The organism is Actinomyces israelii (assembly GCF_030253495.1).
In the GTDB taxonomy this organism is placed as follows: domain Bacteria; phylum Actinomycetota; class Actinomycetes; order Actinomycetales; family Actinomycetaceae; genus Actinomyces; species Actinomyces israelii.
This window is the reverse complement of the sequence record NZ_CP124548.1, coordinates 1,085,197-1,109,937: the sequence shown is the minus strand read 5'-3', so window position 1 is coordinate 1,109,937 and position 24,741 is coordinate 1,085,197. Positions and strand designations below refer to the sequence as shown.

Genomic DNA, 24,741 nt, shown 5'->3' with positions numbered 1-24,741 from the left:
GCCGGGCAATGATCTCGCGACGCGCTTCGGCTCACGCCGCAGGTCGCGCGCCCGGTGCGCCGTCGGCGGCGGCCGCACCCACGACTGCAAGGAGAACGCCATGAGTGAGACCCCCGACCTCATCCCGATCGAGGAGAAGAGGCACGCCCACGCCTGCGGGTGCCAGGAGCACGGCTCCGAGCGCCTGACCCTCGACGCCCGCGCGATCCCCCACCGTCTGCGCCACGCCGCCGTCATCGGCGCCGCCACCTCGCTGAACGTGGGCGAGGGCTTCGACCTGGTGGCCCCGCACGTGCCCACCCCGTTGCTCGACCAGATCGACCGGCTGCCGCTCACCTTCCAGCACACCCTCCTGGAGGCCGAGGACGGCTACGCCCGCGTCGAGATCCTGCGCGTCGCCTGAGCGGCGCCCCCGCTGCGGGTCGGCCCTGACGCACCGGTTGCGGTGCGGACCCGTCCTGCACTGCCCCGTATCCTTCAGCCATGGCCCCTCCGCCCTACGACGGACGCGTCGCCGGACCGGCCGTGCGCCCTCCTGTGGCGCTGCCGGTGCCGGCGGTGCGCGTCGCAGCGCCCGCGGAACCGTCCTCCCCTGAGCACGGCGGCGCATGGGACCCCGCGGCGCTCAAGGAGGTGCCGACGACGTCGGGGGGCGCGGTCCCGGACCGGCTGACGGACCGCCACGGACGCACCGTGCGGGACCTGCGCCTGTCGGTCACCGACCGCTGCAACCTGCGCTGCACCTACTGCATGCCCGCCGCCGGGCTCGAGTGGCTGCCCGCGCCCAGTCTGCTCACGACCGCGGAGATCGCGCGGCTGGCGCGCATCGCGGTCGAGCGCCTCGGCGTGGAGCGGATCCGCCTGACCGGCGGGGAGCCGCTGCTGCGACGGGACCTGGAGGAGATCGTCGCCGCGGTGGCGGGGCTGCGCACGCGCCGCGGCCGCAAGCCCGACATCGGCCTGACGACCAACGGACTGGGCCTGGACAGGCGCGCCGCGGGCCTGCGCGCCGCGGGCCTGGACCGGGTGAACGTCTCCATCGACACCCTGGACCGGGGCGAGTACGCGCGCGTGACCCGCCGCGACCGCCTTGACGGGGTCCTGCGCGGCGCCGCCGGGGCGCAGGCGGCGGGCCTGTCGCCGGTCAAGGTCAATGCCGTGGCCGTGCCCGGCACCCTGGGCGAGCGCGCCCCCCGGCTGCTGGGCGAGTGCCTGCGGCGCGGGTGGAGCCTGCGCTTCATCGAGCACATGCCGCTGGGGCCGCGCGAGTCGTGGCGGGCCGGGGACGTGGTCGGCGCCGGGCAGATCCTGGAGGCCCTGGGCGCCGCGGGCTTCGGGCTGCGCGCCCGCGGGAGGCCGGACCGCCGCCCGGCGGCGGTGTGGGACGTCGCCGCCGGCGCGGATCGCGACGGGCCCTACCCGGCCGGGACGGTGGGGGTCATCGCCTCGGTGACCGCGCCCTTCTGCTCCGACTGCGACCGCACGCGGCTGACGGCCGACGGGCGGGTCATGACCTGCCTGTTCTCGGCACGGGAGACGGACCTGCGCGGGCCCATGCGCGCCGGTGCGAGCGACGACGAGCTCATCCGGGTCTGGGCCGGGGCGACCTGGCGCAAGCCGCTTGCCCACGGCGCGGACGCCCCGGGCCGGGCGGCCGGCGGCTTCGTGCGGCCCGCGCGCACCATGTCCGCCATCGGCGGCTGAGCGTCGGGATCGGTCGCATTGAGCGCCGAGGTCGGTCCGGGCGTCAGTCGTCATCGAGCCAGATCCCGTCGCCGTCCTCGACGCCCAGCAGGGTGTAGTGGTCAATGAGGTCGAGGAACCGGGTCGGGTTGTCCTGGCCGTCATGACGGCGCAGGCTCGCCACGAAGTCGGCCGGAAGTCGGCCGGCAGCTCGCGGCCGACCGTCGCGCTCAGGCGCTCGATGTCCTCCAGCCCCCCGCAGCGCGGCTGCGACCGCCGGCACGTGCTCGGCTGGCGCTCGTTCCACAATGTCCCACGCGGCGTCCAGGTCCACGGCTCACACTCTTGCACACGGCAGGCGGCCGGCCAGCATCCCGACGGGTCCCGCCCCGGGGAGCCGACGGCGGGTACCATCCACGCGACCAGCACCGAACGGCCCGCCCCGCGTGCAGCCACGAGCCCCCCTTCAGAGCCCGGACCCGAGAGGAGCCGACATGACCACCACCCCGCCGCACGCCGGCGAGATGATCGCCATCGAGCTGCGCTACTTCGCCGCCGCCGCTGAGGCCGCCGGGCGCACCGAGGAGCGCCTCGAGCTGCCCGCCGGCACGACGCTGGCCGCCCTGCGCGAGCAGCTCGCGGGACGCGGCCTGGAGATGGCGCGGATCATCGGCGTCTCCAGCTACCTGGTCAACGCCCTCTCGACGCCGGCGGACTCGCTGGCGCCCCTGGCCGACGGCGACCGTATTGACATCCTGCCGCCTTTTGCCGGCGGGTGAGGCGCGGCCCGCCCTCAGGCGGTATTGGACCACTCGCGCGTGCCGTCGTCGAAGATCTGGTGCTTCCACACCGGCAGGCGCCTCTTGACCTCCTCGACGATGTCGCGGGCGGCCTCGAAGGCCGCCGCGCGGTGGTCCGCGCTCACGGCGACGCCGAGCGCGGTCTCCCCGATCCCCAGGTCACCGACCCGGTGAACGACGGCGAGCGCCCGCAGGCCGGGCCGCCCGGCGACCTCGTGGGCGATCCGCGCCACGACCTCCTCGGCGCTCGGGTGGGCGGAGTAGACGATGCCGTTCACGCCCCGCCCGCGGTCGTGGTCGCGCACCATGCCGTCGAAGGTGACGACGGCGCCGGCCGCCCGGTCCTCGACAGCGGCGGCGAGCTCGGCCGCCGAGACCGGCTCCGAGGCGAGCCCGGCCCGCACGACGCACGCGGCGCCCCAGCCGCCCGGCCGGTCGCCCGGCCCAGCGGTGTCAGCCGTATCAGCCACAGTCGCTCCTCTCAAACGGTTCCCCGGGGCGCGCCCGCCCCGGACGGGACGCTACACGTCCCGGGTGCGCCGCGCGCCGTCGAGCCCGGCGGACGGGCATGATGAGCCTCGGGAATATACCGTCGCTCCGCGCCCCGCCCGCGCGCCGCCGCCGTCAACCGGCCCCGAAGGGAGAACCATGCCCGAGATGCTCAGTGTGGAGGCCTACGTCGCCGAGGTCCTCGCCGCGCTCGCGCCCCTGCCCGCCGCCGACACCCCCCTGGCCGCGGCGCACGGACTGGTGCTCGCCCAGGACGTGGCGGCCGCCCTGCCGGTACCGCCGTGGACGAACTCGGCCATGGACGGCTACGCGGTGCGCGCCCAGGACACGGGATCGGCCGCGCCGCAGGCCCCCGTCGTCCTGCCGGTGACCGGAGACGTGCCCGCCGGCGCCGCCCCCGGGCCCCTGGTCCCCGGTACGGCCCAGCGGATCATGACCGGCGCGATGATGCCCGAGAACGCTGATGCCGTTGTCAAGGTCGAGGACACCAACCAGGCGCCCGGCCCGCACCCACCGCCCGTCGAGGTCGAGATCCGCGCCGCTGCAAAGTCGGGCCTCAACGTGCGTCGAGCGGGCGAGGACGTCGGCATCGGCGACCCCGTCCTGGCGGCGGGCACCCCGCTGTCCGCGGCGGCCGTGGCCTCCCTCGCCTCGGTCGGCCTGGGTGCGGTGCGCGCCTTCCCCAGGCCGCGGGTCGCCATCGTGTCCACCGGCGCCGAGCTCGTCGACCCCGGCCGGGCGCTGCCGGTCGGCGCCGTCCCCGACTCCAACTCCCTGCTGCTGGCGGGGCTGGTCGCCGAGCACGGCGCGCGGCTCGCCTCGGTCTCCCGCAGCGGCGATACCGCCGCGTCCCTGGCGGAGGCGCTCACCGAGGCGGCGCATGGGGCCGACATCATCGTCACCTCCGGCGGGGTGTCGGCGGGCGCCTTCGACCCCCTGGTCATGCTGGCGGAGGACGGGATCCTGACGGACGGCGCGGTGCGACTGCGCCTCACCAAGGTCGCCATGCAGCCGGGCAAGCCGCAGGGCCACGGCACGGTGCGCATCGAGGACGGCGGAACGTCCCGGCAGGTGCCCGTCATCACCCTGCCGGGCAACCCGGTGAGCGTGCTCGTGTCCTTCACCACCGTGGTCGTCCCGGCCCTGGCGCGCCTGGCCGGGCACGACGTCCTCCCCCGCCCGCTCACCGGAGGCGGGGCCCGCCGCGCCCAGGGGGCGGCCCCGACGCGGGTGCGCGCCGCCGCCGCGTGGCGGACTCCCCCGGGCAGACGCCAGTACCTTCCCGTGCGCTTCGTCGACGCCCCGGACGGAATGACCGCGGACCCACCGGCGCCGGGCGCAGCCCCCGAGAGCACGACCCTGTGGGTCGAGCCGACCCACCGGCTGGGCTCTGGCTCGCACCTTGTGGCCTCATTGCCCGCAGCCGAGGCACTGGCTGTCGTGGGTGAGGATGTGCCCGAGGTCGGCGTGGGCGACGAGGTCGGTCTCATCGCCCTGAGCGCCTCGGCGGCGCCGGGCTCGGGCCACCCGCGCTGCGGTCCCGCCGCATCCGTGGGCTGGCGCTGACGCTCACAGGCACATGCCGATCGACCGCATGATCCCGTCCGCACCCGAAGGAATCACCCGGAGGAGCCAATGTCTGACCAGCCCGGCCTGCCTGACTCGTCGCCTATCCGCCTGACTCATCTGGACGACGCCGGCGCCGCCCGCATGGTCGACGTGACGGCCAAGCCCCCCACCGTGCGCACCGCCGACGCGACCGCCTTCGTGGTCTGCTCCCCGAGCATCGTCGCCGCGCTGCGCGACGGGGCCGTCCCCAAGGGCGACGTGCTCGCCGTGGCGCGCGTGGCCGGCATCGCGGCGGCCAAGCGGGTCCCCGACCTGCTGCCCCTGGCGCACGTCATCGGCGTGCACGGCTGCCGGGTGGACCTGGCCGTCGAGGACGACGGCGTGCGCATCTGCGCGACTGTGCGCACCGCCGACCGCACGGGCGTGGAGATGGAGGCGCTGACCGCGGCGACCGTCGCGGGCCTGGCGGTGGTGGACATGGTCAAGGGCGTTGACCGCGGCGTGGCGCTGCGCGAGGCCATGGTGACGGCGAAGTCGGGGGGCCGCTCGGGCGACTGGGTGCGCCCGGCCGACCAAGATGATTGATTCCGGGGGAGAGGCCGGTTCCGTCCGGTCCTCGCGGTCGTGCCTCAGGCTTACGACCGCGGCGCCTGACCTACGACCGCGAAGGCGGCGGACCGCCTCGCCTGAGCGCCCTACTGCCCGACCGCGTCGCCCGACGCTTCCCGGAGCCAGTCGTCTGGGCCGGTTCTGGGACAAGACGCGTTCTGGGGCGCCGGCGAGGGGGCTCGGGCGGTGTGCCGGGCGGAAAAGGTGGCTCCTACGCACTTTTAGCTGCCCGTACCGCCCCGCCCGCGCCACAAAACCGCGGAAACATGCCGATCCTCACCGCACCCGGGAACGGTGAGCGCCTTAAAAGCGCGTAGGAGCCACCTTTTCCTGTCAGGGCCGGTCTTCAGGAGGCCGTGAAGAACCGGCTGGACAGCCGCCCGACGGCCACCCGGCCCCGCGAACCGGTCTCAGTGCGGAAGCGAACCGGCCTCGAGCCGGAACACGACCGATCTCGACAAGACAGGCCGGCAGGGACCGCGAGCGGGCCGCACGTCCGGGCGCCCGGACGGAACACACGACGAGCTCCCCTCGACGCCGAGCACGCCCAGCCGACTGAGGCGGCCGAGGAGGCCGGGCCCGCCCCCTGTTGCCGCGCGGTCGAACACGCTAACCTCGTTCTGGTACGGGCGTGCCATTCCGGTCCCTGGGGATCGTCGGCGGCCGGGCAGAACCGAGGCGAAGGAGCAGACGTGGATGAGGGCACTGCGGCGCGCACGCAGCCGCACAAGACCGGGCACGCCGCCGAGGCTGGGAGCGCCGGGGCTGCGGCGCCCGATCCGGCCGTGCCCGACACCGAGGTCCTGGTGCGCAAGAACCGCAGCCTGGCCCGCGCCCTGGCGTCGGCGCGCCGGGAGCTGGCGGCCGCCCGGGAGGAGATCGAGCGCCTGACTGCGCCGCCGCTGTCACTGGCCACGCACGTGGGTGTGGTCGACGCCCTGGCCCGCACCATCGACGTCGTCATGGCCGGCAGGCGGATGCGGGTGACGGCCTCGTCCTCCCTGCCCCTGGGCGGCCTGGAGCCCGGCACGGCCCTGGTCCTGGACGAGCACCTCAACGCCGTGGCCACCGCCGAGCCCGCCGACGTCGGCGAGCTCGTCACCGTCGAGCAGCGCCTGGACGAGCGCCACGTCCTGGTCGCCGTGCGCAGCGAGGACACCCGCGTCCTGCGCCTGTCCCCCGCCCTGACCTCCGTGCGCCTACGGCCCGGCGACGCCCTCATGGCCGACCTCAAGGACGGCGTCGTCCTGAGCCGCATCGCCCGCCGCGAGGTCGAGGACCTCCTCCTGGACGACTCCCCCGACACCTCCTGGGACATGATCGGCGGCCTGGACGCGACCATCGAGCGCATACGCGACGCCATCGAGCTGCCCATGGCCCACCCCGAGCTCTATGTCGAGCACCGCCTGCGCCCGCCGCGGGGCCTGCTGCTGTACGGCCCGCCCGGGGTCGGCAAGACCCTCATCGCCCGCGCCGTGGCCACCTCCCTGGCACGCACCGCCGGCCGGCGCACCCACTTCCTCAACATCAAGGGCCCTCAGCTGCTGGACAAGTACGTCGGGGAGACCGAGCGGCGCATCCGCCTCATCTTCACCCGCGCCCGCGACAAGGCGGCCCGCGGCGTGCCGGTGGTCGTCTTCTTCGACGAGATGGAGTCCCTGTTCCGCACCCGCGGCACGGGGGTGTCCAGCGACGTCGAGACCACGGTGGTCCCCCAGCTTCTCGCCGAGATCGACGGCGTGGAGGAGATGCGCAACGTCATCGTCATCGGCGCCTCCAACCGCGAGGACATGATCGACCCGGCGATCCTGCGGCCCGGCCGTCTCGACGTGCGCATTCGCATCGACAGGCCGGACCGCGAGGCGAGCCGCCAGATCCTGAGCCGCTACCTGACCGAGGACCTGCCGATCCACCCTGACGAGCTCGCCGCCGCCGGGTCCGTGAGCGGGGCCGTGCGGGCCATAGGCGAGGCGCTGCTGGACACCCTGTTCTCCCGCAGCCCGGACACCGCGGTCCTGGAGGTCCACCGGCGCTCGGGGGCGGTGGAGACCTGGCACCTGGCGGACCTGGTCTCCGGAGCGATGATCGCCTCGATCGTCGAGCGCGCCAAGGCCGCCGCCGTCAAGGACGCCCTGGCGGGCCGCCGCGGGCTGACCACCGCCCACCTGCTTCAGGCCCTGCACGCCGAGGTGGCCGAGTCCGCCGAGCTGCCCGGCGCCTCGGACCCCGAGGAGTGGGCGCGCGTCGTCGGGCGCGGCCAGCGCACCGACCCGGTCATCGCGCTCGCCCCGGCCCCCAGGAAGGAAACACAATGATCACCGTGCGCAGGATCATGGGCGTGGAGACCGAGTACGCCCTCATCGACCGCGACGACCCGGGCGCCGACCCCGACCAGATGGCGCGCGCCCTGCTGTTCACCTACGCGCGTGACGCGGCCGCCGGCGGCGCGCCGTCCACCGATCACGTGCCGGCCGCCACCGGCCGGGGGCTGCTGGCCGGCGCCGGCTGCCGCTTCGACTACTCCGGCGAGCTTCCCACCAGGGACGCGCGCGACGGCGCCGATCGCGACCTGGCCCCTGAGGCCCGCACGGACCGGGAGGCGGGGGCGGTGCTGACCGGCTCGCCCACGCGCTGGGTCAAGCGGGTGACGCCCTTCGAGTCCCACTACTACCGGGGCTCGGCGAGCCACGCCGCCAACGGGGCGCGGCTCTACGTGGACCACACCCACCCCGAGTACGCCTCCCCCGAGGCCATGGGCCCCCGCGAGGCGGTCCTGTACGACCGGGCCGGGGACCTGCTCATGCACCGCGCCGAGACCGCCCTGAGCCGGGAGCGCGGCTCGCGGGTCCAGGTGATCAAGAACAACACCGACGGTCACGGCGCGGCCTGGGGCGCCCACGAGTCCTACGCGGTGCGCCGCGACGTGCCCTGGGACCTGCTCACCGCCGTCACGCTGCCCTTCCTGGTCACCCGGCAGGTCATCGGCGGCTCCGGGCGGGTCGGCATCGGCGCGCAGAGCCGGACGCCCGGGTTCCAGGTCTTCGCGCGCGCCGACTACATCGAGCAGGAGGTCTCGATCTACACCACCCGCGAGCGCCCCATCGTCAACACCCGCGACGAGCCCCATGCCGACCCGGGCCGCTGGCGGCGCCTGCACGTGATCACCGCCGACTCCTCGACCCTGGCGGTCACGGGCCTGCTGCGCACCGGGTCCATGGCGGCGCTGCTGTCACTGGTCGAGAACCACCCCGAGCGGGCTCACGACCTGGCCGAGCGCGTCGCCCTCGCCGACCCGGTCAGCGCGCTGCACGCCTTCTCCCACGACCCCCGGCTGCGGGTGCGCTGCGAGCTGGCGGCCGGAGGCAGGGCCAGCGCCCTGGAGATCCAGCGCGCCTTCCTGGAGGAGATCACCGCCGCCGCCCGGACGGCCGGCGGCGCCGAGGCGCTCGACGAGGAGACCGCCGAGGTCCTGGCGCTGTGGGGCGAGGCCCTCGACGCTCTGGAGGACGACCCGCTCAAGGCGGCGCACCTGGTGGAGTGGTGCGCCAAGCTCGCGGTGCTGGAGCGCCTGCGCGCCCGCTACGGCTGCGGCTGGGACGACGCCCGCATCCGGGCGGCCGACCTGCAGCTCGGCGTCGTCGATCCGGCGTCCTCGCTCACGGCCGCCCTGGAGCGGGCCGGCTCAGTGCGCCGGGTCGTGGACGACGCGGCGGTGAGCGCCGCCGTGGACCAGGCGCCCGCCGACACGCGCGCCGGAGGACGGGCCGCGTTCCTGAGGGCCTTCCCCGATCGGGTGTGGGCGGCGAGCTGGACCTCGCTCGTGGTGGACATCGGCGCCGCCGACCTGCTGCGGGTGACTCTGGCCGACCCAGCCCACCCGACCGCCGCGGAGGTGGAGCGGGCGCTCGGGCGCGGCACCGACGGCACCGACGGCGATGAGGGCGCGCGCCTGATCGCGACCCTGGAGGCGCTGGGGATCGACATCCCCGACGAGCCGCGCACCTACGCCTGGGACGAGGGCTTCTACGCCGGCTCCGGCGAGGACCCGTCCGCCCCGCGGCGGCCCGCCGCCCGGGTACCGGCGGGCGACGACGACGCCGGGCACGAGGCCCGGCGCACCGGCAGCACAGCCGGCAGCACAAGGAGGCAGTGACATGGCTGATCGCATTCACAAGGAGGTCTCGCGCGAGGACGCGCCCGAGCCGGAGCCGGCCCCGACGCCGGTGGCGCCCAGCGCGGCGGCCCAGGGGCTGGACGAGGTCCTGGACGGCATCGACGACGTCCTGGAGGTCAACGCGCTGACCTTCGTGCAGAGCTTCAGGCAGAAGGGCGGCCAGTGAGGCCTGCCCCCGCTGGGCGCCTGCACCGCGCCGTGGGGATCGAGACAGAGTACGGGGTCACCAGCGCACGTCTGGCCCCTGGAGGTGAGGGCGCGCCGCTGAGCGTCGACGAGGCGGTGCAGGAGGTCTTCCGCGACGTCTCCTCCCCGCGCAGCGGCACGCACCGCTTCACCACCAGCGGGGCGCGCCTGTACGTCGACGTCGGCCAGCACCCGGAGTACGCGGGGCCGGAGTGCGTGTGGGTGAGCGACGTCGTGGCCCAGGACCTGGCCGGCGACGCGGTGCTGGCCTCCATGACCCGAGCCGCCAACGCCCGTCTGGAGCCCCGCGGCGCGCGCATCCACCTGCTGAAGTCGAACACGGACGCGTGGGGGGCTACCTTCGGCTGCCACGAGAACTACCAGGTGGGGCGCAACGCCCCCCTGCCCCTGGGCGGGCTGGTGGGGCTGCTGGCGGCCCGCCAGGTCCTAGCCGGCGCCGGGGCGCTGCCCGCCGACGGCGGCCGGCCCGAGGCCGGTGGCACCAACGATCTCAGCCGTCCGCTGGGGCCCATGCGCTACTCGGCGCGTGCCGACCACATCCACGGCGCGGCCTCGGCGGACCCCACCCGCAAGCGCGCCTTCGTCAACACCCGCGACGAGCCGCACGCCGACGCGAGCCGCTGGCGGCGCCTGCACGTGGTCGCCGGGGACTCCGCGGTCAGCCCGTGGACGACCGCCCTCAAGGTCGTCCTGGTGGACGCGGCCCTGACCCTGGTCGAGCGCGGCCAGTGGGACCTGGCCGACTGCGAGCTGGCCGACCCGGCGCGCGCCGCCCACGTGTGGAACCAGGATCCGAACACCGCCTGCCGGCGGGTCGGCGGCCGCAGCGACATCACCTGCCCCGACCTGGTGGAGCTCGTCCTGGAGCGTCTGGCCTCTCCGGCCGCCGACGAGGCCGACGGGCTGACCGCGCGCGTGCTCGACCTGGCGGGCCGGGGCGCGCAGGCGCTGCGCTCGGGCCGGCCGGGGCCGGTGGCCACCGAGCTGGACTGGGCGATCAAGCACCGGGTCCTGGCGCGGGTCGCCGAGCGCTCCCCCTCAGGCTGGCGCGACCCGCGGGTACGGCGCGCCGAGCTGGCCTACCACGACCTGTCGGCGGATGCCGGCCTGCGCGGGGCCCTGAGCGCCGCCGGGCTCATGACGCCCCTGACCGCTCCGCGGGACGTGGCGGACGCCCGCACCCGGCCGCCCCGCGGGACCCGCGCCGTCCTGCGCGGCCGCGTGGTCGCGGCCTGCGAGCGCACCGGTCGGGCCGCCTCGATCGGCTGGGCGCACGTGCGCCTGGACGACCCGCCCCGCCCCCAGATCGACCTGCCCGACCCGCGGCAGACCGAGGACGCGGGCGTGGAGGCGCTCCTGGCCGAGATCGAGGCCCTGGGACCGGCGTGATCGACGGCGCGGGCGGCCCGGACGCCGACGGCCTGGCGGGCACGAGCCTGCCGGGCGGGGAGGGGGTCGACGTCGTCGTGCTGGCGGGCGGGACCGGCAGGCGGCTCGGCGGGGCCTCCAAGCCCGACGTCGTCGCCCGCGGGGCCCGGCTGCTCGACCACGTGCTGGCCGGGCTGAAGGAGCTGTCCGGGCGCGCGGGACCGGCGGGGCCGCCGGCAGGCGGGGGCCCGGGCGCGGGCCGCGTCGTCGTCGTGGCCCCCGGAGGGGTCGCACTGCCCGCGGGCGTGCTGCGCGCGCTGGAGGACCCGCCGCTGGGCGGCCCGGTCGCGGGCATCGCCGCCGGGCTCGCGCGGCTCGCGCAGGACCCCGGGCCAGCGGCGCTGACCGCCGTCGTCACCTGCGACGCGCCGGAGTCCTGGCGGGCCCTGCCCGCCCTGGTCGCGGCGGCGTCCCGGGGAGCTGACGGCGCCTGCGCGCTGGAGGGCGACCACGTCCAGTACCTGCTCGGCGTCTACCGCACGGCGGCACTGACCCGGTGCGCGGCGCCGGGGGGCGTGGCGCTGCGGGACGTCTCCGTGCGTCGGGCCCTGGGGGGGCTGGCGGTCGTCCGCGTGGACCTGGGCGACCTGCGGGCCGCAGCGCGCGACCTGGACACCTGGGAGGACGTGCGCGCCTGGGACCGCGGGTGAGGCCCGGCGGCGGCTCAGTAACGGCTCACTGCCAGTCCAGTCCCGCGGGAGCTCGGCGGCGGCTCAGTGGTCCCCGCCGCCGAGCTGCTCCAGGACGTGCGGCACGAGCGGGCCGATGACGGCCACGGTGTCCTTGACCCCGCCGCGCGATCCCGGCGCGTTGACCACGAGGGCGCCGTCCTCACCGCGGTCGGTGACCCCCACCAGGCCCCGTGACAGGCCGGCCAGCGGCGTCTTGGTCAGGCCGTGGGCGCGGACCTGCGCCTCCAGCCCCTCCAGCCGCGCCGCCAGCAGGGGCGCGGTGCCCTCGGGGGTCAGGTCCCGGGGGGTCACGCCGGTGCCCCCGGTGGTGAGCACGACCCGGGCGCCGTCGGCGACGGCGGCCCGTATGGCGGCGCGCACCGGCTCGGCCCCGTCGGGCACGACGCGCACCTCGTCGACGACGACGTCGTGCCCGGCCAGGAGCCGGACGGCCAGGGGCCCGGCGGTGTCCTCGCGCGCCCCGCTCGCGCACCGGTCCGAGACGGTGATGACCGCGCCCCTGACGGGCTCGGGCAGCGGGTGCAGGGCCTTCTGGACGACCTCGTCGGCGGAGGGCCGACGGCCCCCGTGCGGGCGGGCGCCGAAGGTCGCGGGCCGGTCGGGGCGGGTGCTGTCGGTGCTGTCGGGCATGAACACACCGTAACGGGGCCGCGCCGACGGCGCACCGCATCTATTAGGGCACGAGACATTTGCTATATACGGCGCCTTCCGTGAAAAAATGCTCCTGAACAACCATCGGAATGACGGGGCTCGGGCCGCGCCGGCGTGGCCCGAGCCCCGGATCCGGCATCATGGAACAATCTGGGCCACGAGGACTCGTGCCTCGTGGCGCCCGCCCCGGACAACGCGGCCCGAGGCCACGATCACGCTGACCGCGCTCTGTCCTCGCGTCACCACAGGAGTCTCATGAGCACGCTCGACACCAGCGGCAGGGTCCTCACCGGATGGAACCCCGAGGAGCCGGAGGGCTGGTCCGCCCCCATCGCGTGGCGGACCCTGATCATCACCACCTACTCGATGATCCTGGCCTTCTGCGTGTGGTTCCTGCCCAGCGCGATCGCCCCCAAGCTCAACGAGATCGGCTTCCGCCTCACCGAGGGCCAGCTGTACTGGCTGGCCGCCATGCCGGGCCTGTCCTCCGGGCTCATCCGCCTGCTCTACATGTTCCTGCCGCCGATCGTGGGCACGCGCAGGCTCGTCGGCTACTCCTCCCTGCTCTACGCCCTGCCCATGCTCGGCTGGTTCTTCGCCGTGCAGGACAGCACCACCGGCTTCGGGGTGCTGCTGGCCCTGTCCTTCGCCTGCGGCCTCGGCGCCGGCTCCTTCTCCGGCTACATGCCCTCGACCGGATACTTCTTCCCCAGGCGCCTGTCCGGCACGGCCCTCGGCCTCCAGGCCGGCGTGGGCAACATGGGCATGAGCGTCATCCAGCTCATAGGCCCTTGGCTCATGGGCTTCGGCCTGTTCGGCATCACCTGGGTCGCCCCGCAGAGCGCAGGCGAGGGCCCGGTGTGGGTCCACAACATCGCCGTCTTCTTCGTCCCCTGGACCATCGTGGCCGCCCTCCTGGCCTTCGCCCTGCTCAAGGACGTGCCCGTCAAGGCGAATATCCGCCAGCAGATCGACATCTTCTCCAACCCCGACACCTGGTACATGACCCTGCTGTACGTGGCGACCTTCGGCCTGTTCTCGGGCTTCGCAGCCCAGTTCGGGCTGCTGATCAAGAACACCTACGGGCCGAGCTCGTCCCTGGCCGCCACCTTCGACAGCTCTCTCCTGCCGCTGGGCGCCACCTACGCCTTCCTGGGGCCCCTCATCGGCTCGGTCGTGCGCATGTGCTGGGGGCCGTTGTGCGACCGCTTCGGCGGCGCCGTGTGGACCCTGGTCTCCGTGATCGGCATGGGCGCGACCCTGGCGGTGGCGGCCTTCTTCCTCCACCCCACCGACCCCGCCCAGTTCCCCGGATTCCTGTGGTCCATGCTGGCGATGTTCTTCTTCGCCGGGCTGGGCAACGCCGGCACCTTCAAGCAGATGCCCATGATCATGCCCAAGCGCCAGGCCGGCGGCGCCATCGGCTTCACCGCCGCCATCGCGTCCCTGGGCCCCTTCATCGTGGGGGCGGCCATCGCGTCGCTGGGCGCCACCGCCTGGTACTGGATCTCGGTGGCCTACTGCCTGCTGTGCGCCGTCATCTGCTGGCTCCGCTACGCCCGGCCGGGGGCGCCGTTCCCGGGCTGACGGCGACGACGACGGCGGGCGACCGGCCGGGCGCCCCGCCGCCCGGGCCCGCAGCCGACCCGCAGCCGACCCGCAGCCGACCCACACAGTGACAACAGGGAGAGACAGACGATGACCACCTCCACCGACCCACTCGTTGCCGGACCCGGCACGCAGGTCGAGAGCGCCCCCGCCCTGCTCGCCCTGGGGTCCTACCTGCGCCGCGGCCAGGCCAGCTCGGACGCCCGTCGCCTGTTCCTGACCGGCGGGCGCCAGGCCGACACCTTCTACCGGCACCGGTGGAGCCACGACAAGATGGTCCACTCCACCCACGGGGTGAACTGCACCGGCTCGTGCGCCTGGGAGGTCTACGTCACCGACGGGATCATCACCTGGGAGAAGCAGATCACCGACTACCCCACCACGGGCCCGGACATGCCCGAGTACGAGCCCCGCGGCTGCCCGCGCGGCGCTGCCTTCTCCTGGTACACCTACTCCCCCACCCGCATCCGCTACCCCTACGTGCGCTCGGTGCTGCTCGACGCCTTCCGGGCCGCCAAGGAGCGCCAGGGCGGCGACGCCGTGGCCGCGTGGGCCGAGATCACCGCCGACCCGGAGATCTCGCGGGCCTACAAGTCGGCCCGCGGCAGGGGCGGCATGGTGCGCGTGGGCTGGGACGACGCCATGGAGATCATCGCCGCCGCCTACGTCCACACCATCCGCACCTGGGGGCCGGACCGCTGCGCCGGCTTCTCCGTCATCCCGGCCATGTCCATGCTCTCCTACGGCGCCGGCGGGCGCTTCCACGAGCTCATCGGCGGCACCATGCTGTCCTTCTACGACTGGTACGCCGACCTGCCCCCGGCCTCCCCGCAGGTCTTCGGGGACCAGACCGACGTCCCCGAGGCGGGAGACTGGTACAACTCCCAGTACCTCATCATGTGGGGCTCGAACCTGCCGCTGACCCGCACGCCCGACGCCCACTTCATGACCGAGGCCCGCTACCACGGGCAGAAGGTCGTGGTGGTCTCGCCCGACTACGCGGACAACACCAAGTTCGCCGACCAGTGGCTGCGCGTGGCCCCCGGGACCGACGGCGCCATGGCGATGGCCATGGGGCACGTCATCCTCAAGGAGTTCCACGTCGGCCGCCACGAGCCGTACTTCCTGGAGTACATGCGCCGCTACACCGACTCCCCCTTCCTGCTGGAGCTGGACGTCTCGCCCGACGCCACCGGGTACGTGCCGGGCCGCTTCGTCACCGCCGAGACCGTGCCGGGCGCGGCCGAGGGCCGGCCCAGGAACGAGTTCCGGCCCCTGGTGTGGGACCGCCGCCGCGGCCCGGCCGACCCCGGCGGGACGCTCGCCGACCGCTTCACCCCCGAGGGGGAGGGCAGGTGGAACCTGCTCATGGAGGGCGTCGCCCCGATCATGAGCATCTCCGAGCTGGCCGTCACGACAACCCCGGTCGAGGGCGTCGAGGTGCTCCTGCCCCGCTTCGACCTGCCCGGGTCCTCCACCCCCACCGGCAGCGTGGGCGGCGGCGTCGTGCGCCGCGGGGTGCCCGCCACCCGCCTGCCCGACGGCCGCCTGGTCACCACCGTCTACGACCTGCTCCTGGCCGGCTACGGCGTCCAGCGGGCGGGCCTGCCGGGCCAGTGGCCCGCGGACTACCACGACGCCACCGCGCCGGGCACCCCGGCGTGGGCGAGCGAGCTCACCGGCGTGCCCGGGCCGGCCATGATCCGCGTGGCCCGCGAGTTCGCCGCCAACGCCGTGGAGTCCAGGGGCCGCTCCCAGATCGTCATGGGCGCAGGCATCAACCACTACTACCACGCCGACGAGCTCTACCGCACGGTCCTGGCACTGACCTCCATGTGCGGCACCCAGGGCGTCAACGGCGGCGGCTGGGCCCACTACGTGGGCCAGGAGAAGGTCCGCCCCATCGCCGGCTGGGCGCAGTTCGCCTTCGCCCTGGACTGGCAGCGACCGGCCCGCCAGATGATCTCCACCGGATTCTGGTACCTGACCACCGACCAGTGGCGCTACGACAACACCCCCGCCGAGCGCCTCGCCTCCCCGCTGGGAGCGGGGAGGCTGGCCGGCAAGACCGCCTCGGACACCATGGTCGAGGCCATGAGACGCGGCTGGACCCCCTCCTACCCGACCTTCAACCGCAGCCCACTGCTGCTGGGCCAGCAGGCCAGGCAGGCCGGCATGGCGCCCAAGGACTACGTCGTCGACCAGCTGAAGCGCGGCGAGCTGCGCTTCGCGGCCGAGGACCCCGACGCCCCGGAGAACTTCCCCCGTATCCTGGCCTCCTGGCGCACCAACCTGCTGGGCAGCTCGGCCAAGGGAACCGAGTACTTCCTGCGCCACATGGTGGGCACGGGCGGCGACGTCAGCGCCGCCGAGACGCCGCCGGGCCGCCGGCCGGTGACCATGACATGGCGCGAGCAGGCCCCCGAGGGCAAGCTCGACCTCATGTGGACGGCGGACTTCCGCAACACCTCCACCACGCTGCACTCCGACGTCGTCCTGCCCGCGGCCACCTGGTACGAGAAGTACGACCTGTCCACCACGGACATGCACCCCTTCATCCACTCCTTCAACGCGGCCATCGACCCGCCCTGGGAGGCCCGCAGCGACTTCGACATCTACCGCCAGCTCGCAGCCATGGTCAGCGCCTGGGCGCCGCGCTACCTGGGCACCCAGACCGACGTCATCGCCGTGCCCCTGACCCACGACACGCCCGACGCCATGACCATGGCGCACGGGGACATCTCCTCGCTGCCCGAGGGGTGGGTGCCGGGGGTGACCATGCCCAAGCTCGTGCCCGTCGAGCGGGACTACACCCAGATCCTCAACAAGTTCGACACCATCGGCCCACTGGTGGAGAAGCCGGGCATCCCGGCCAAGGGCATTATGCTCATCGCCGATGAGGAGATGGACAAGCTGCGCCGCGCCCACGGCACCGGCCGGGGGGCGGGCGCCGACCGCCCGCTCATCGACACCCCGATCAAGGCGGGCGACGCCGTCATGCACATGTCCGGGGCGACCAACGGCCGCCTGGCCACCCAGGGGTGGAGGACGCTGTCCAAGCGCACCGGCACCCCGCTAATCGAGCTGAGCGAGGAGGAGGCCGGCAAGCAGGTCACCTTCGCCGACACCCAGGTCAAGCCCCAGCCGGTCATCACCACCCCCGAGTGGTCCGGGTCGGAGCACGGCGGGCGGCGCTACAGCGCCTTCGTGGTCAATGTCGAGCACGCCAAGCCGTGGCACACCCTGACCGGCCGCATGCACTACTACCTCGACCACGACTGGATGCGGGACATGGGCGAGTCCCTGCCGGTCTTCCGCCCGCCGCTGGACTTCGCCTCGCTGTACGGGGAGGCCGCGCCGGGCTCGGTGTCCACCTCGCCGGCCGGCACCGCGCAGGTGGCGGTGCGCTACCTGACAATCCACAACAAGTGGGCCATCCACTCCCAGTACTACGACAACCTCTACATGCTCACCCTGGGGCGGGGCGGCCAGACCATCTGGATGAGCCCGGCCGACGCCGACAAGATCGGGGTGAGGGACAACGAGTGGGTCGAGGCCTACAACCGCAACGGCATCGTGGCGGCCCGCGCCGTCGTCTCCCACCGCATCCCCGAGGGAACTGTCTTCATGCACCACGCCCAGGAGCGCACCATGAACACCCCGGTGACCGAGACCAGCGGGAGGCGCGGCGGCACGCACAACTCGCTGACCCGCATCGTGCTCAAGCCGAGCCACTTCGCCGGCGGCTACGCCCAGCTGTCCTACGCCTTCAACTACATCGGCCCCACCGGCAACAACCGCGACGAGGTCACCCTCATCCGTCGTCGCACCAACCAGGAGGTGACCTTCTGATGAAGGCGATGGCCCAGATCGCCATGGTGATGAACCTCGACAAGTGCATCGGCTGCCACACCTGCTCGGTCACCTGCAAGCAGGCCTGGACCAACCGCAGGGGCACCGAGTACATGTGGTTCAACAACGTCGAGACCCGCCCCGGGGTGGGCTACCCCAGGGGCTGGGAGGACCAGGGGCGGTGGAGGGGCGGCTGGAGGCGCACCCCGGGCGGCCGCCTGGTGCCCCGCTCCGGCGGGCGTCTGCGCCGCCTCGCGCAGATCTTCTCCAACCCGGACATGCCGGGCGTCGAGGACTACTACGAGCCGTGGACCTACGAGTACGACCGCCTGCTCTCGGCCCCCAAGGACTCCCCCACCCTGCCGGTGGCCCGGGCGAGGTCCCAGCTCACGGGCGAGTACATGCCCACCATCGAGTGGGGCCCCAACTGGGACGACGACCTGGGCGGCTCGACCGAGACCCTGGTCGACGACCCGGTCCTGGCGGGCATGAGCCAGAAGGTCCAGCACCGGATCGACCAGACCTTCATGTTCTACCTGCCGCGCATCTGCGAGCACTGCCTGAACCCGACCTGCGTGTCGGCCTGCCCGTCCGGGGCCATGTACAAGCGCACCGAGGACGGCATCGTGCTGGTGGACCAGGACGCCTGCCGCGGCTGGCGCATGTGCGTGTCCGCCTGCCCCTACAAGAAGGTCTACTTCAACCACGCCACCGGCAAGGCCGAGAAGTGCACGCTGTGCTACCCGCGCCTGGAGATCGGCCAGCCGACCGTGTGCTCCGAGACCTGCGTGGGCCGCCTGCGCTACCTCGGGGTCCTGCTCTACGACGCCGACCGCGTCTCGCAGGCCGCCGCCGTCGAGGACCCCCGGGACCTGTACGCGGCGCAGCGCGAGATCCTCCTGGACCCGCACGACCCCGAGGTCATCGCCGCCGCCCGCGACGAGGGCGTCCCCGAGACCTGGATCACCGCGGCCCAGGCCTCCCCCGTCTGGGACCTCATCACCACCTACGAGGTCGCCCTGCCGCTGCACCCCGAGTACCGGACCATGCCCATGGTGTGGTACATCCCGCCGCTGAGCCCGGTCGTCGAGGAGGTCGCGGCAGCAGGCCTGGACGGCGAGGACCACAGGGTGCTGCTGACGGCGGTGGCCGAGATGCGCATCCCGCTGGAGTACCTCGCCGGGCTGCTGACCGCCGGGGACACCGACCCGGTCGAGCGCTCACTGCGCCGCCTGGCGGCCATGCGCTCCCACATGCGCGAGGTGCGCCTGGGCCGGCGGGCGCCGTCGGCCATCGCCGCCTCGGTGGGCGTGAGCGGACAGGACCTGGAGGACATGTACCGCCTGCTGGCCATCGCCAAGTACGACGACCGCTACGTCATCCCCACCTCCAAGCCGGAGATACCCCGCGGCATGGAGGCCATGGGCGAGGACGTGCGCATGCTGCTGGGCGAGGGCGCCCCGGCCGGCTGCCACTCCGACGTCGCCTCCTTCGGGCAGGACGGCTCCGCCCCGGTGGCCCTGCCCATGCCGACGGTGCGCCGCGACCCGGTCCCCGCCGCCGGCCCGGGCCTGGCCGGGGTGGGCGCCTCGGGCGGGGCCCGCTGACCATGGTCCCCAGCACGTCCCCCAAGCGGATCCGCAGACCCTCCTTCGTGCGGGCGCCGCTTCCGCTGGCCGCGCCCGAGCGGATCGCCCTGACGGCGCCGCAGCGGGCCACGGTGCACATGTCGGCCTCCCTGCTGCTGGACTACCCGGCCGAGGACGCCCTTCAGGAGCGCCTGGGGGCGGTCGCCGCCGCCCTGGCCGGCCCGGACGCCCCTCCCGCGGCGGCCGCCGCCCCCATCGAGGAGTTCGTGGCCACGGCCCGCTCCTGGGGGGCGCGCGCGCTGGCCGAGCACTACGTGGAGACCTTCGACCGGCGCCGGCGCTGCTGCCTGTACCTGACCTACTACGCGGTGGGCGACACCCGGCACCGCGGGGCGGCGCTGCTGGCCTTCAAGCAGGCGCTGGCGGCGGCCGGCTACGAGATGGCCGCCGACGAGCTGCCCGACTACCTGCCCGTGGTCCTGGAGCTGAGCGCGCGCAGCGGCGATGAGGTGGCCCAGACGCTGCTGTCCAGCCACCGCGAGGGCATCGAGGTGCTGCGCGCCGCCCTGGTCGACGCCGGCTCGCCCTACGCCCGGATCGTCGAGGCGGTCTCCATGACCCTGCCCGAGATCGACGCCGCCACGGCCGACCGGGTGCGGGCGCTGGTGGCGGCCGGGCCGCCCACCGAGACCGTCGGGGTGACGGACACGCTGCCCTTCCCCACCACGCCGATCAGGCCCCTCGGCCCGACCAGCCCGGTCGGTCCGGTCGGCGCGGCGGCCGGCCCCGCCGTCGGCCCGGCGTTCCTCGCGACGCCCGCGCGGCCCGAGCGGCTCACCCGGACCGGGCCCTCCCCCGAGGCCGACCCCGGTCCCCACCGACACGCAGCCCAGGAGCCCCGATCATGAGCACCTTCGAGCAGTACTTCCTGTGGACCGCCCTGCCCTACCTCTCGTTCCTCCTGCTGGGCGCGGGCCTGGTGTGGCGCTACCGCAACGACCAGTTCGGGTGGACGAGCCGGTCCTCCCAGTGGAACGAGTCGCGGATCCTGCGCTGGTCCTCACCGCTGTTCCACTTCGGCATCCTGTTCGTGGCCGCCGGGCACGTCATGGGCCTGGGCGTCCCCAAGGACTGGACCGAGGCGGCGGGCGTCCCCGAGCACGTCTACCACCTCATGGCGGTCATCCCCGGCACGCTGGCGGGCATTATGACGCTGGTGGGGCTGGCCGGCCTGCTCTACCGGCGCATCGTGGTCAAGTCGGTGCGCCTGGCGACGACGACGAACGACAAGATCATGTACGTCCTCCTGCTCGTGCCGATCTGCCTGGGGGCGTGGGCGACGGTGTCCACCCAGCTGCTGGGCGGCCTGCACGGCGGCTACGACTACCGTGAGACCATCAGCCCCTGGTTCCGCTCGATCTTCCTGCTGAACCCCCAGCCCGAGCTCATGGCGGACGTGCCCATGGTGTTCAAGCTGCACATTGTGGCCGGCCTGCTGCTGTTCGCCGTCTGGCCCTTCACCCGGCTGGTCCACGTCGTGAGCGCGCCGCTGGGGTACGTGACCCGGCCCTACGTCGTCTACCGCTCCCGGGAGGGCGCAACCTCCGCTGCCGCGCCGCGCCGCGGGTGGACGCCCGTGCGCACCCAGGGCACCGGCAACCAGGGCGCCGACGACGTCGCCCCCTCCCAGGGGGCCTGACCCGCCCGGCTCCCCTGCTCGCTCCGCCCGGCGCCCCCGCTCCACTCCCACTCGCCGAGATCGGCCGTATTCCGCGTCGAGATCGGTTCGCTTCCGGCTCGAGATCGGTTCTCCGGGCCGTGCGCGGCGGGGGCAGTCGCGCACCGGGGCGTCCCGCTGCCGTGTTCCGCCCGTCGGAAGATAACCAGTACCGCAATAATCGAAAGACAACGACGATCAATTTTTTCGGGCGAACGAAATCATGTCCTTCCATCCCGGTCATCGGCATGAGATCCTAGTTGAGTGATGCGTCACTAGCGCTCTGAGGTCGAGTCAACCATCGTCGGTCGACGCGAGCTCGCTCCCGTACGGATCCCCAGATGAAAGGACCCATTCATGCGCATGCACCGCCGCGCGGCCCTGGCCACCGTCGCCCTTCTGTCCGCCATCTCACTGGCTGCCTGTGGAGGCTCGTCCCCCACGGACTCGACAGCAGGCGCCTCCGACGGCGCCGCATCCGGGATCAGCGGTGAAGTCACCGTGCTGGCCGCCGCCTCGCTCAAGGAGGCCTTCCCGGAGATCGCCGACAAGGTCAAGGAGGAGAACCCGGATCTGACCATTACCTTCGACTTCAAAGGTTCCCAGGACCTGGTGACCGCCCTGGCCGAGGGGCAGGCCGCCGACGTGCTGGCCACCGCCAACGACTCCACCATGAAGGACGCCGCCGACAAGAGTCTGGTGGGCGAGCAGACCGAGTTCGCCACCAATGTCCTGACCCTTATCGTTCCCAAGGGCAATCCCAAGGGGATCACCGGCCTGGACTCCTCTCTGGATGGCGCCAACCTCGTCATCTGCGCCCCCGAGGTCCCCTGCGGCAAGGCCGCTCACAAGCTCGCAGATGCCAAGGGAATCACTCTGAACCCGGTCTCCGAGGAGCAGCAGGTGAAGGATGTGGTGGGCAAGGTCGAGTCCGGCGAGGCGGATGCCGGCCTCGTCTATGTCACCGACGCGACTACCGCCGGGGACAAGGTGGAGAAGATCGACATCCCCGCCAACAACGTGATCAATCACTACCCCATCGCCGCCACCGCCAGCCCCACCAACCCGGAGGGCGCTAAGGCCTTCATCGACGCCGTCACCGGGACGACCGGCCAGGAGATCCTGGCCAAGTACGGCTTCGGCGCTCCCGGAGGCGCCTCCGCCGCGCCGAGCAGCGGCGCAATGACCGCCGCCCCGTCCTCCATGCCCTCTGCCGCTCCGGAGGCGTCCGAGGCGGCATCTCCCAATAGGACCGGCAAACCGGATGAGGCCGGCAACAAGCCGGACACCGAGACCGCCACGCCGTGAGGCCGCCCGCGTCCGACGCCACCGCCCCGTGCCGAATGACGCTGGTCATGCGGCACGGGGCGCAGGCGCAGTAGACCTGGTCCCGTGAATCGACTGCCATCCTCCCGGCGGCCCGCCCGCGCCCCGTCCCGGCGTGGGCGGGCCGCTCGCGCCCCTCTGCCGGTGCTCGTCACCGCCCTGGCCGTCCTGGGCGCCTGCGCGATCGTCCTGCCCCTGGTGGGCCTGGGCACGCGCGTCGCCTGGGGGCGGCTGCCCCAGCTGCTGTCCACACCCTCCGCACAGAAGGCCCTGTGGCTCTCGGTGCGCACCTGCCTGATCGCCACGGCCATCAGCGTGGCTCTGGGCGTGCCGCTGTCGCTGCTGCTGGCCAGGCAGTGGCCGGGGGTGCGGACCGCCCGCGTCGTAGCCGTGCTGCCCATGACCATGCCGCCGGTGGTCGCGGGCATCGCCCTCCTGGCGACCCTCGGCAAGCGGGGGCTGCTCGGGCAGACCCTGGACGCCTGGGGAATACCCATTGCCTTCTCCACCGCAGCCGTCGTCGTCGCCCAAGTCTTCGTCTCCATGCCCTACCTGGTGGTCACCCTGGAGGCCGCGCTGCGCAGCCGCGACACCCGCGCCGAGACCATTGCCCGCACCCTGGGGGCGGGCCCGTGGCGGATCCTGGTGCGCATCACCCTGCCGCTGGCGGCGCCCGCGCTGGTGCGCGGCACCGCCCTGGCCCTGGGGCGCAGCCTGGGCGAGTTCGGGGCGACCATCGCCTTCGCCGGCTCCAAGGAGGGCGTCACCCGCACCATGCCGCTGGCCATCTACCTGGAGCGGGAGAGCGACACGGCGACCTCCCTGGCGCTGGCCGTGGTACTCATCGCCCTGTCATTCCTCATTATCGGAACCACGAACGTGCGCTGGACCGCCCTGGCGGGCGGCCGCCGTCCGACCCGGGGCCTCGCCGACGAGGCCGGGGAGGCGGACGCGCCCGGGACGCCGAGGAAGCCCGCCCCCTCCCACGACGGCGGCGCTCCCGCAGGCGTCCCGGACGAGCCCGGCGGGCGCGGCGAGCCCGGAAAGCGCGGCCGGGAGCTGACGGTCTCCTTCCGCCTGGACGCGCGCGACGTCGTCGTCGACCTGACCGTCCCGGCCGGGCGCACCGTGGCGCTCGTGGGCCCCAACGGCTCGGGCAAGTCCACGGTCTGCACCGTGGTGGCCGGGCTGCTGGACGCCGAGGGCGGCCGGGTGGTCCTGGGTGAGCGGGTCCTGGACGGCCCGGAGGGCTTCGTGCCCGCCGGCCGCCGCGAGGTGGCGCTGCTCAGCCAGGAGCCCGGCGTCTTCACCCACATGTCGGTCCTGAGCAACGTGGTCTTCGCCCTGCGCTGCCAGGGCGCGAGCCGCCAGCAGGCCCGCAGCCGCGCCCGCTCCGAGCTGGCCGCCGTCGGGGCGTCGCACCTGGCGTCCCGCTCCGGCGGCGCGCTCTCCGGCGGCCAGGCGGCGCGCGTGGCCCTGGCCCGGGCCCTGGCCACGCGCCCGCGCCTGCTGGTCCTCGACGAGCCCATGTCGGCCCTGGACGTCACCGCGCGCCAGGAGATGCGCGCCCTGGTCGCGCGCCGGGCCGCCGAGGAGGGGCTCACGGCCCTGGTGGTCACCCACGACGTCCTGGACGTGACGGCGCTGGCCGACGACGTCGTCGTCCTGGAGGGCGGCCGGGTCGTGGAGCGCGGGGCGACGGCTCAGGTCCTGGCCGCACCGGTCTCCGACTTCGCCGCGCGGCTGACCGGGACGGCGGTCCTGACCGGGGAGCTGGCGGGCGACGCCGAGGCCCCGGCCCTGGAGCTGCCGCACGGCCAGGTCGTCCACGGCCGGCCCCGGGACGACGCCGGTGCCCGCGGCGGGCCCCCGCGCCCCGGCGGGCCCGGCATCGCCCTGGTGCCGCCGGATGCCGTGGCCCTGTACCGGGAGCCTCCCGAGGGCTCGCCCCGCAACGTCCTGGCGGGCCGGGTGACCGGGGTGGAGCGGGCCGGCGCCCTGGTGAGCGTGAGCGTGGGGCTGGCCGGCGGCCAGGGCGTCCGCGCCGTGGTCACCGCCGGCGCCGTCGCCGAGATGGGCATCGCCGTCGGTCAGGAGCTGTGGTGCGCCATCAAGGCCGTCGAGGTGCGCATCGTGCCCCGGCGCGCCGGGAGCGCAGACGGCCCTGGGGCCGGCGGCGGCACAGCCACCGCGACGAGCGGGAGGGCGGAGCGGTGACTGGCCCGTCTGACGCATCCCACAGGGCTCCCGGCGTGCGGGCCGCCCGCGCCTCGTCACCTCAGGCGATCTGCTCCACCACCAGCCCAGCCGGCCACCTCATGCCCAG

Annotated in this window: 19 protein-coding genes; 17 read left to right on the top strand and 2 right to left on the bottom strand. The window is 74.0% G+C overall.

Translation table 11 applies throughout. From position 1 onward, the window contains the following. The first annotated feature begins 100 nt into the window (after positions 1-100). The 3 genes from AIF0345_RS04560 to AIF0345_RS04550 all read left to right on the top strand — a co-directional run bounded on the left by AIF0345_RS04560 (position 101) and on the right by AIF0345_RS04550 (position 2,462). Positions 101-403 (top strand): DUF2249 domain-containing protein, encoded by a 303-nt coding sequence (locus AIF0345_RS04560; protein WP_043561324.1) that lies wholly within the window; start codon positions 101-103, stop codon positions 401-403. A gap of 80 nt (positions 404-483) precedes the next feature. Further along, positions 484-1,704, top strand: coding sequence for a GTP 3',8-cyclase MoaA (gene moaA / locus AIF0345_RS04555; RefSeq protein WP_285297399.1), 1,221 nt, complete (start codon positions 484-486; stop codon positions 1,702-1,704). A 473-nt stretch (positions 1,705-2,177) separates the two neighbouring features. Next, on the top strand, positions 2,178-2,462 hold the full coding sequence (locus tag AIF0345_RS04550; protein WP_043561326.1) for a MoaD/ThiS family protein: 285 nt from the start codon (positions 2,178-2,180) through the stop codon (positions 2,460-2,462). A 14-nt stretch (positions 2,463-2,476) separates the two neighbouring features. Here AIF0345_RS04550 and AIF0345_RS04545 read toward each other — a convergent pair whose 3' ends face one another. Further along, on the bottom strand, positions 2,477-2,953 hold the full coding sequence (locus tag AIF0345_RS04545; protein WP_285297397.1) for a molybdenum cofactor biosynthesis protein MoaE: 477 nt from the start codon (positions 2,951-2,953) through the stop codon (positions 2,477-2,479). 178 nt (positions 2,954-3,131) lie between these two features. Between AIF0345_RS04545 and AIF0345_RS04540 the strand changes: the two genes are divergently transcribed. The 7 genes from AIF0345_RS04540 to mobA all read left to right on the top strand — a co-directional run bounded on the left by AIF0345_RS04540 (position 3,132) and on the right by mobA (position 11,630). Then, positions 3,132-4,559, top strand: a complete 1,428-nt coding sequence (locus tag AIF0345_RS04540; protein WP_285297395.1) for a molybdopterin molybdotransferase MoeA — start codon at positions 3,132-3,134, stop codon at positions 4,557-4,559. Positions 4,560-4,628: 69 nt separating this feature from the next. Further along, positions 4,629-5,147, top strand: a complete 519-nt coding sequence (gene moaC / locus AIF0345_RS04535; RefSeq protein ID WP_268916517.1) for a cyclic pyranopterin monophosphate synthase MoaC — start codon at positions 4,629-4,631, stop codon at positions 5,145-5,147. A gap of 716 nt (positions 5,148-5,863) precedes the next feature. Continuing rightward, positions 5,864-7,486: a proteasome ATPase gene (gene arc, locus AIF0345_RS04530; protein ID WP_285297392.1), complete on the top strand. Its 1,623-nt coding sequence runs from the start codon at positions 5,864-5,866 to the stop codon at positions 7,484-7,486. Then, positions 7,483-9,324 (top strand): proteasome accessory factor PafA2 family protein, encoded by a 1,842-nt coding sequence (locus AIF0345_RS04525; RefSeq protein WP_285297390.1) that lies wholly within the window; start codon positions 7,483-7,485, stop codon positions 9,322-9,324. Before arc ends, AIF0345_RS04525 begins: the two co-directional genes overlap by 4 nt. 1 nt (position 9,325) lies before the next feature. Beyond that, positions 9,326-9,511 (top strand): ubiquitin-like protein Pup, encoded by a 186-nt coding sequence (locus AIF0345_RS04520; RefSeq protein WP_043561330.1) that lies wholly within the window; start codon positions 9,326-9,328, stop codon positions 9,509-9,511. Next, a complete protein-coding gene (locus AIF0345_RS04515; RefSeq protein ID WP_285297388.1) occupies positions 9,508-10,941 on the top strand; it encodes a proteasome accessory factor PafA2 family protein in 1,434 nt (477 codons plus the stop codon). Before AIF0345_RS04520 ends, AIF0345_RS04515 begins: the two co-directional genes overlap by 4 nt. Next, the gene (gene mobA / locus AIF0345_RS04510; protein WP_404976000.1) at positions 10,941-11,630 is read left to right on the top strand and encodes a molybdenum cofactor guanylyltransferase; all 690 of its coding nucleotides are present in this window, start codon (positions 10,941-10,943) and stop codon (positions 11,628-11,630) included. The genes AIF0345_RS04515 and mobA overlap by 1 nt, the downstream gene beginning before the upstream one ends. A gap of 63 nt (positions 11,631-11,693) precedes the next feature. On the opposite strand, the gene AIF0345_RS04505 is transcribed toward mobA, so the two are convergent. After that, on the bottom strand, positions 11,694-12,302 hold the full coding sequence (locus AIF0345_RS04505) for a MogA/MoaB family molybdenum cofactor biosynthesis protein (protein ID WP_285297386.1): 609 nt from the start codon (positions 12,300-12,302) through the stop codon (positions 11,694-11,696). Positions 12,303-12,578: 276 nt separating this feature from the next. On the opposite strand from AIF0345_RS04505, the gene AIF0345_RS04500 reads away from it, so the two are divergent. From AIF0345_RS04500 to modB, 7 genes are all read left to right on the top strand, one after another. Next, on the top strand, positions 12,579-13,910 hold the full coding sequence (locus AIF0345_RS04500; protein WP_268916512.1) for an MFS transporter: 1,332 nt from the start codon (positions 12,579-12,581) through the stop codon (positions 13,908-13,910). Positions 13,911-14,021: 111 nt separating this feature from the next. Next, positions 14,022-17,783: a nitrate reductase subunit alpha gene (locus AIF0345_RS04495; protein ID WP_285297384.1), complete on the top strand. Its 3,762-nt coding sequence runs from the start codon at positions 14,022-14,024 to the stop codon at positions 17,781-17,783. Then, on the top strand, positions 17,783-19,390 hold the full coding sequence (gene narH / locus AIF0345_RS04490) for a nitrate reductase subunit beta (RefSeq protein WP_285297382.1): 1,608 nt from the start codon (positions 17,783-17,785) through the stop codon (positions 19,388-19,390). Before AIF0345_RS04495 ends, narH begins: the two co-directional genes overlap by 1 nt. A 2-nt stretch (positions 19,391-19,392) precedes the next feature. Then, entirely contained in the window at positions 19,393-20,280 is an 888-nt protein-coding gene (gene narJ / locus AIF0345_RS04485) for a nitrate reductase molybdenum cofactor assembly chaperone (RefSeq protein WP_285297380.1), read from the top strand. After that, on the top strand, positions 20,277-21,071 hold the full coding sequence (gene narI / locus AIF0345_RS04480; protein WP_285297378.1) for a respiratory nitrate reductase subunit gamma: 795 nt from the start codon (positions 20,277-20,279) through the stop codon (positions 21,069-21,071). The genes narJ and narI overlap by 4 nt, the downstream gene beginning before the upstream one ends. 375 nt (positions 21,072-21,446) lie before the next feature. After that, a complete protein-coding gene (gene modA / locus AIF0345_RS04475; protein ID WP_285297376.1) occupies positions 21,447-22,397 on the top strand; it encodes a molybdate ABC transporter substrate-binding protein in 951 nt (316 codons plus the stop codon). Positions 22,398-22,481: 84 nt separating this feature from the next. Beyond that, positions 22,482-24,632 carry a molybdate ABC transporter permease subunit gene (gene modB / locus AIF0345_RS04470; RefSeq protein WP_285297374.1) on the top strand — a complete coding sequence of 717 codons (2,151 nt, stop codon included), beginning with the start codon at positions 22,482-22,484 and terminating at the stop codon, positions 24,630-24,632. Positions 24,633-24,741: the final 109 nt, after the last annotated feature.

What these genes read in the sequence shown, in the direction of transcription:
- AIF0345_RS04560 (WP_043561324.1), top strand. Translation starts at nt 101, where the DNA reads ATGAGTGAGACCCCCGACCTCATCCCGATCGAGGAGAAGAGGCACGCC.
- moaA (WP_285297399.1), top strand. Translation starts at nt 484, where the DNA reads ATGGCCCCTCCGCCCTACGACGGACGCGTCGCCGGACCGGCCGTGCGC.
- AIF0345_RS04550 (WP_043561326.1), top strand. Translation starts at nt 2,178, where the DNA reads ATGACCACCACCCCGCCGCACGCCGGCGAGATGATCGCCATCGAGCTG.
- AIF0345_RS04540 (WP_285297395.1), top strand. Translation starts at nt 3,132, where the DNA reads ATGCCCGAGATGCTCAGTGTGGAGGCCTACGTCGCCGAGGTCCTCGCC.
- moaC (WP_268916517.1), top strand. Translation starts at nt 4,629, where the DNA reads ATGTCTGACCAGCCCGGCCTGCCTGACTCGTCGCCTATCCGCCTGACT.
- AIF0345_RS04525 (WP_285297390.1), top strand. Translation starts at nt 7,483, where the DNA reads ATGATCACCGTGCGCAGGATCATGGGCGTGGAGACCGAGTACGCCCTC.
- AIF0345_RS04520 (WP_043561330.1), top strand. Translation starts at nt 9,326, where the DNA reads ATGGCTGATCGCATTCACAAGGAGGTCTCGCGCGAGGACGCGCCCGAG.
- AIF0345_RS04505 (WP_285297386.1), bottom strand. Translation starts at nt 12,302, where the DNA reads ATGCCCGACAGCACCGACAGCACCCGCCCCGACCGGCCCGCGACCTTC.
- AIF0345_RS04500 (WP_268916512.1), top strand. Translation starts at nt 12,579, where the DNA reads ATGAGCACGCTCGACACCAGCGGCAGGGTCCTCACCGGATGGAACCCC.
- AIF0345_RS04495 (WP_285297384.1), top strand. Translation starts at nt 14,022, where the DNA reads ATGACCACCTCCACCGACCCACTCGTTGCCGGACCCGGCACGCAGGTC.
- narH (WP_285297382.1), top strand. Translation starts at nt 17,783, where the DNA reads ATGAAGGCGATGGCCCAGATCGCCATGGTGATGAACCTCGACAAGTGC.
- narJ (WP_285297380.1), top strand. Translation starts at nt 19,393, where the DNA reads ATGGTCCCCAGCACGTCCCCCAAGCGGATCCGCAGACCCTCCTTCGTG.
- narI (WP_285297378.1), top strand. Translation starts at nt 20,277, where the DNA reads ATGAGCACCTTCGAGCAGTACTTCCTGTGGACCGCCCTGCCCTACCTC.
- modA (WP_285297376.1), top strand. Translation starts at nt 21,447, where the DNA reads ATGCGCATGCACCGCCGCGCGGCCCTGGCCACCGTCGCCCTTCTGTCC.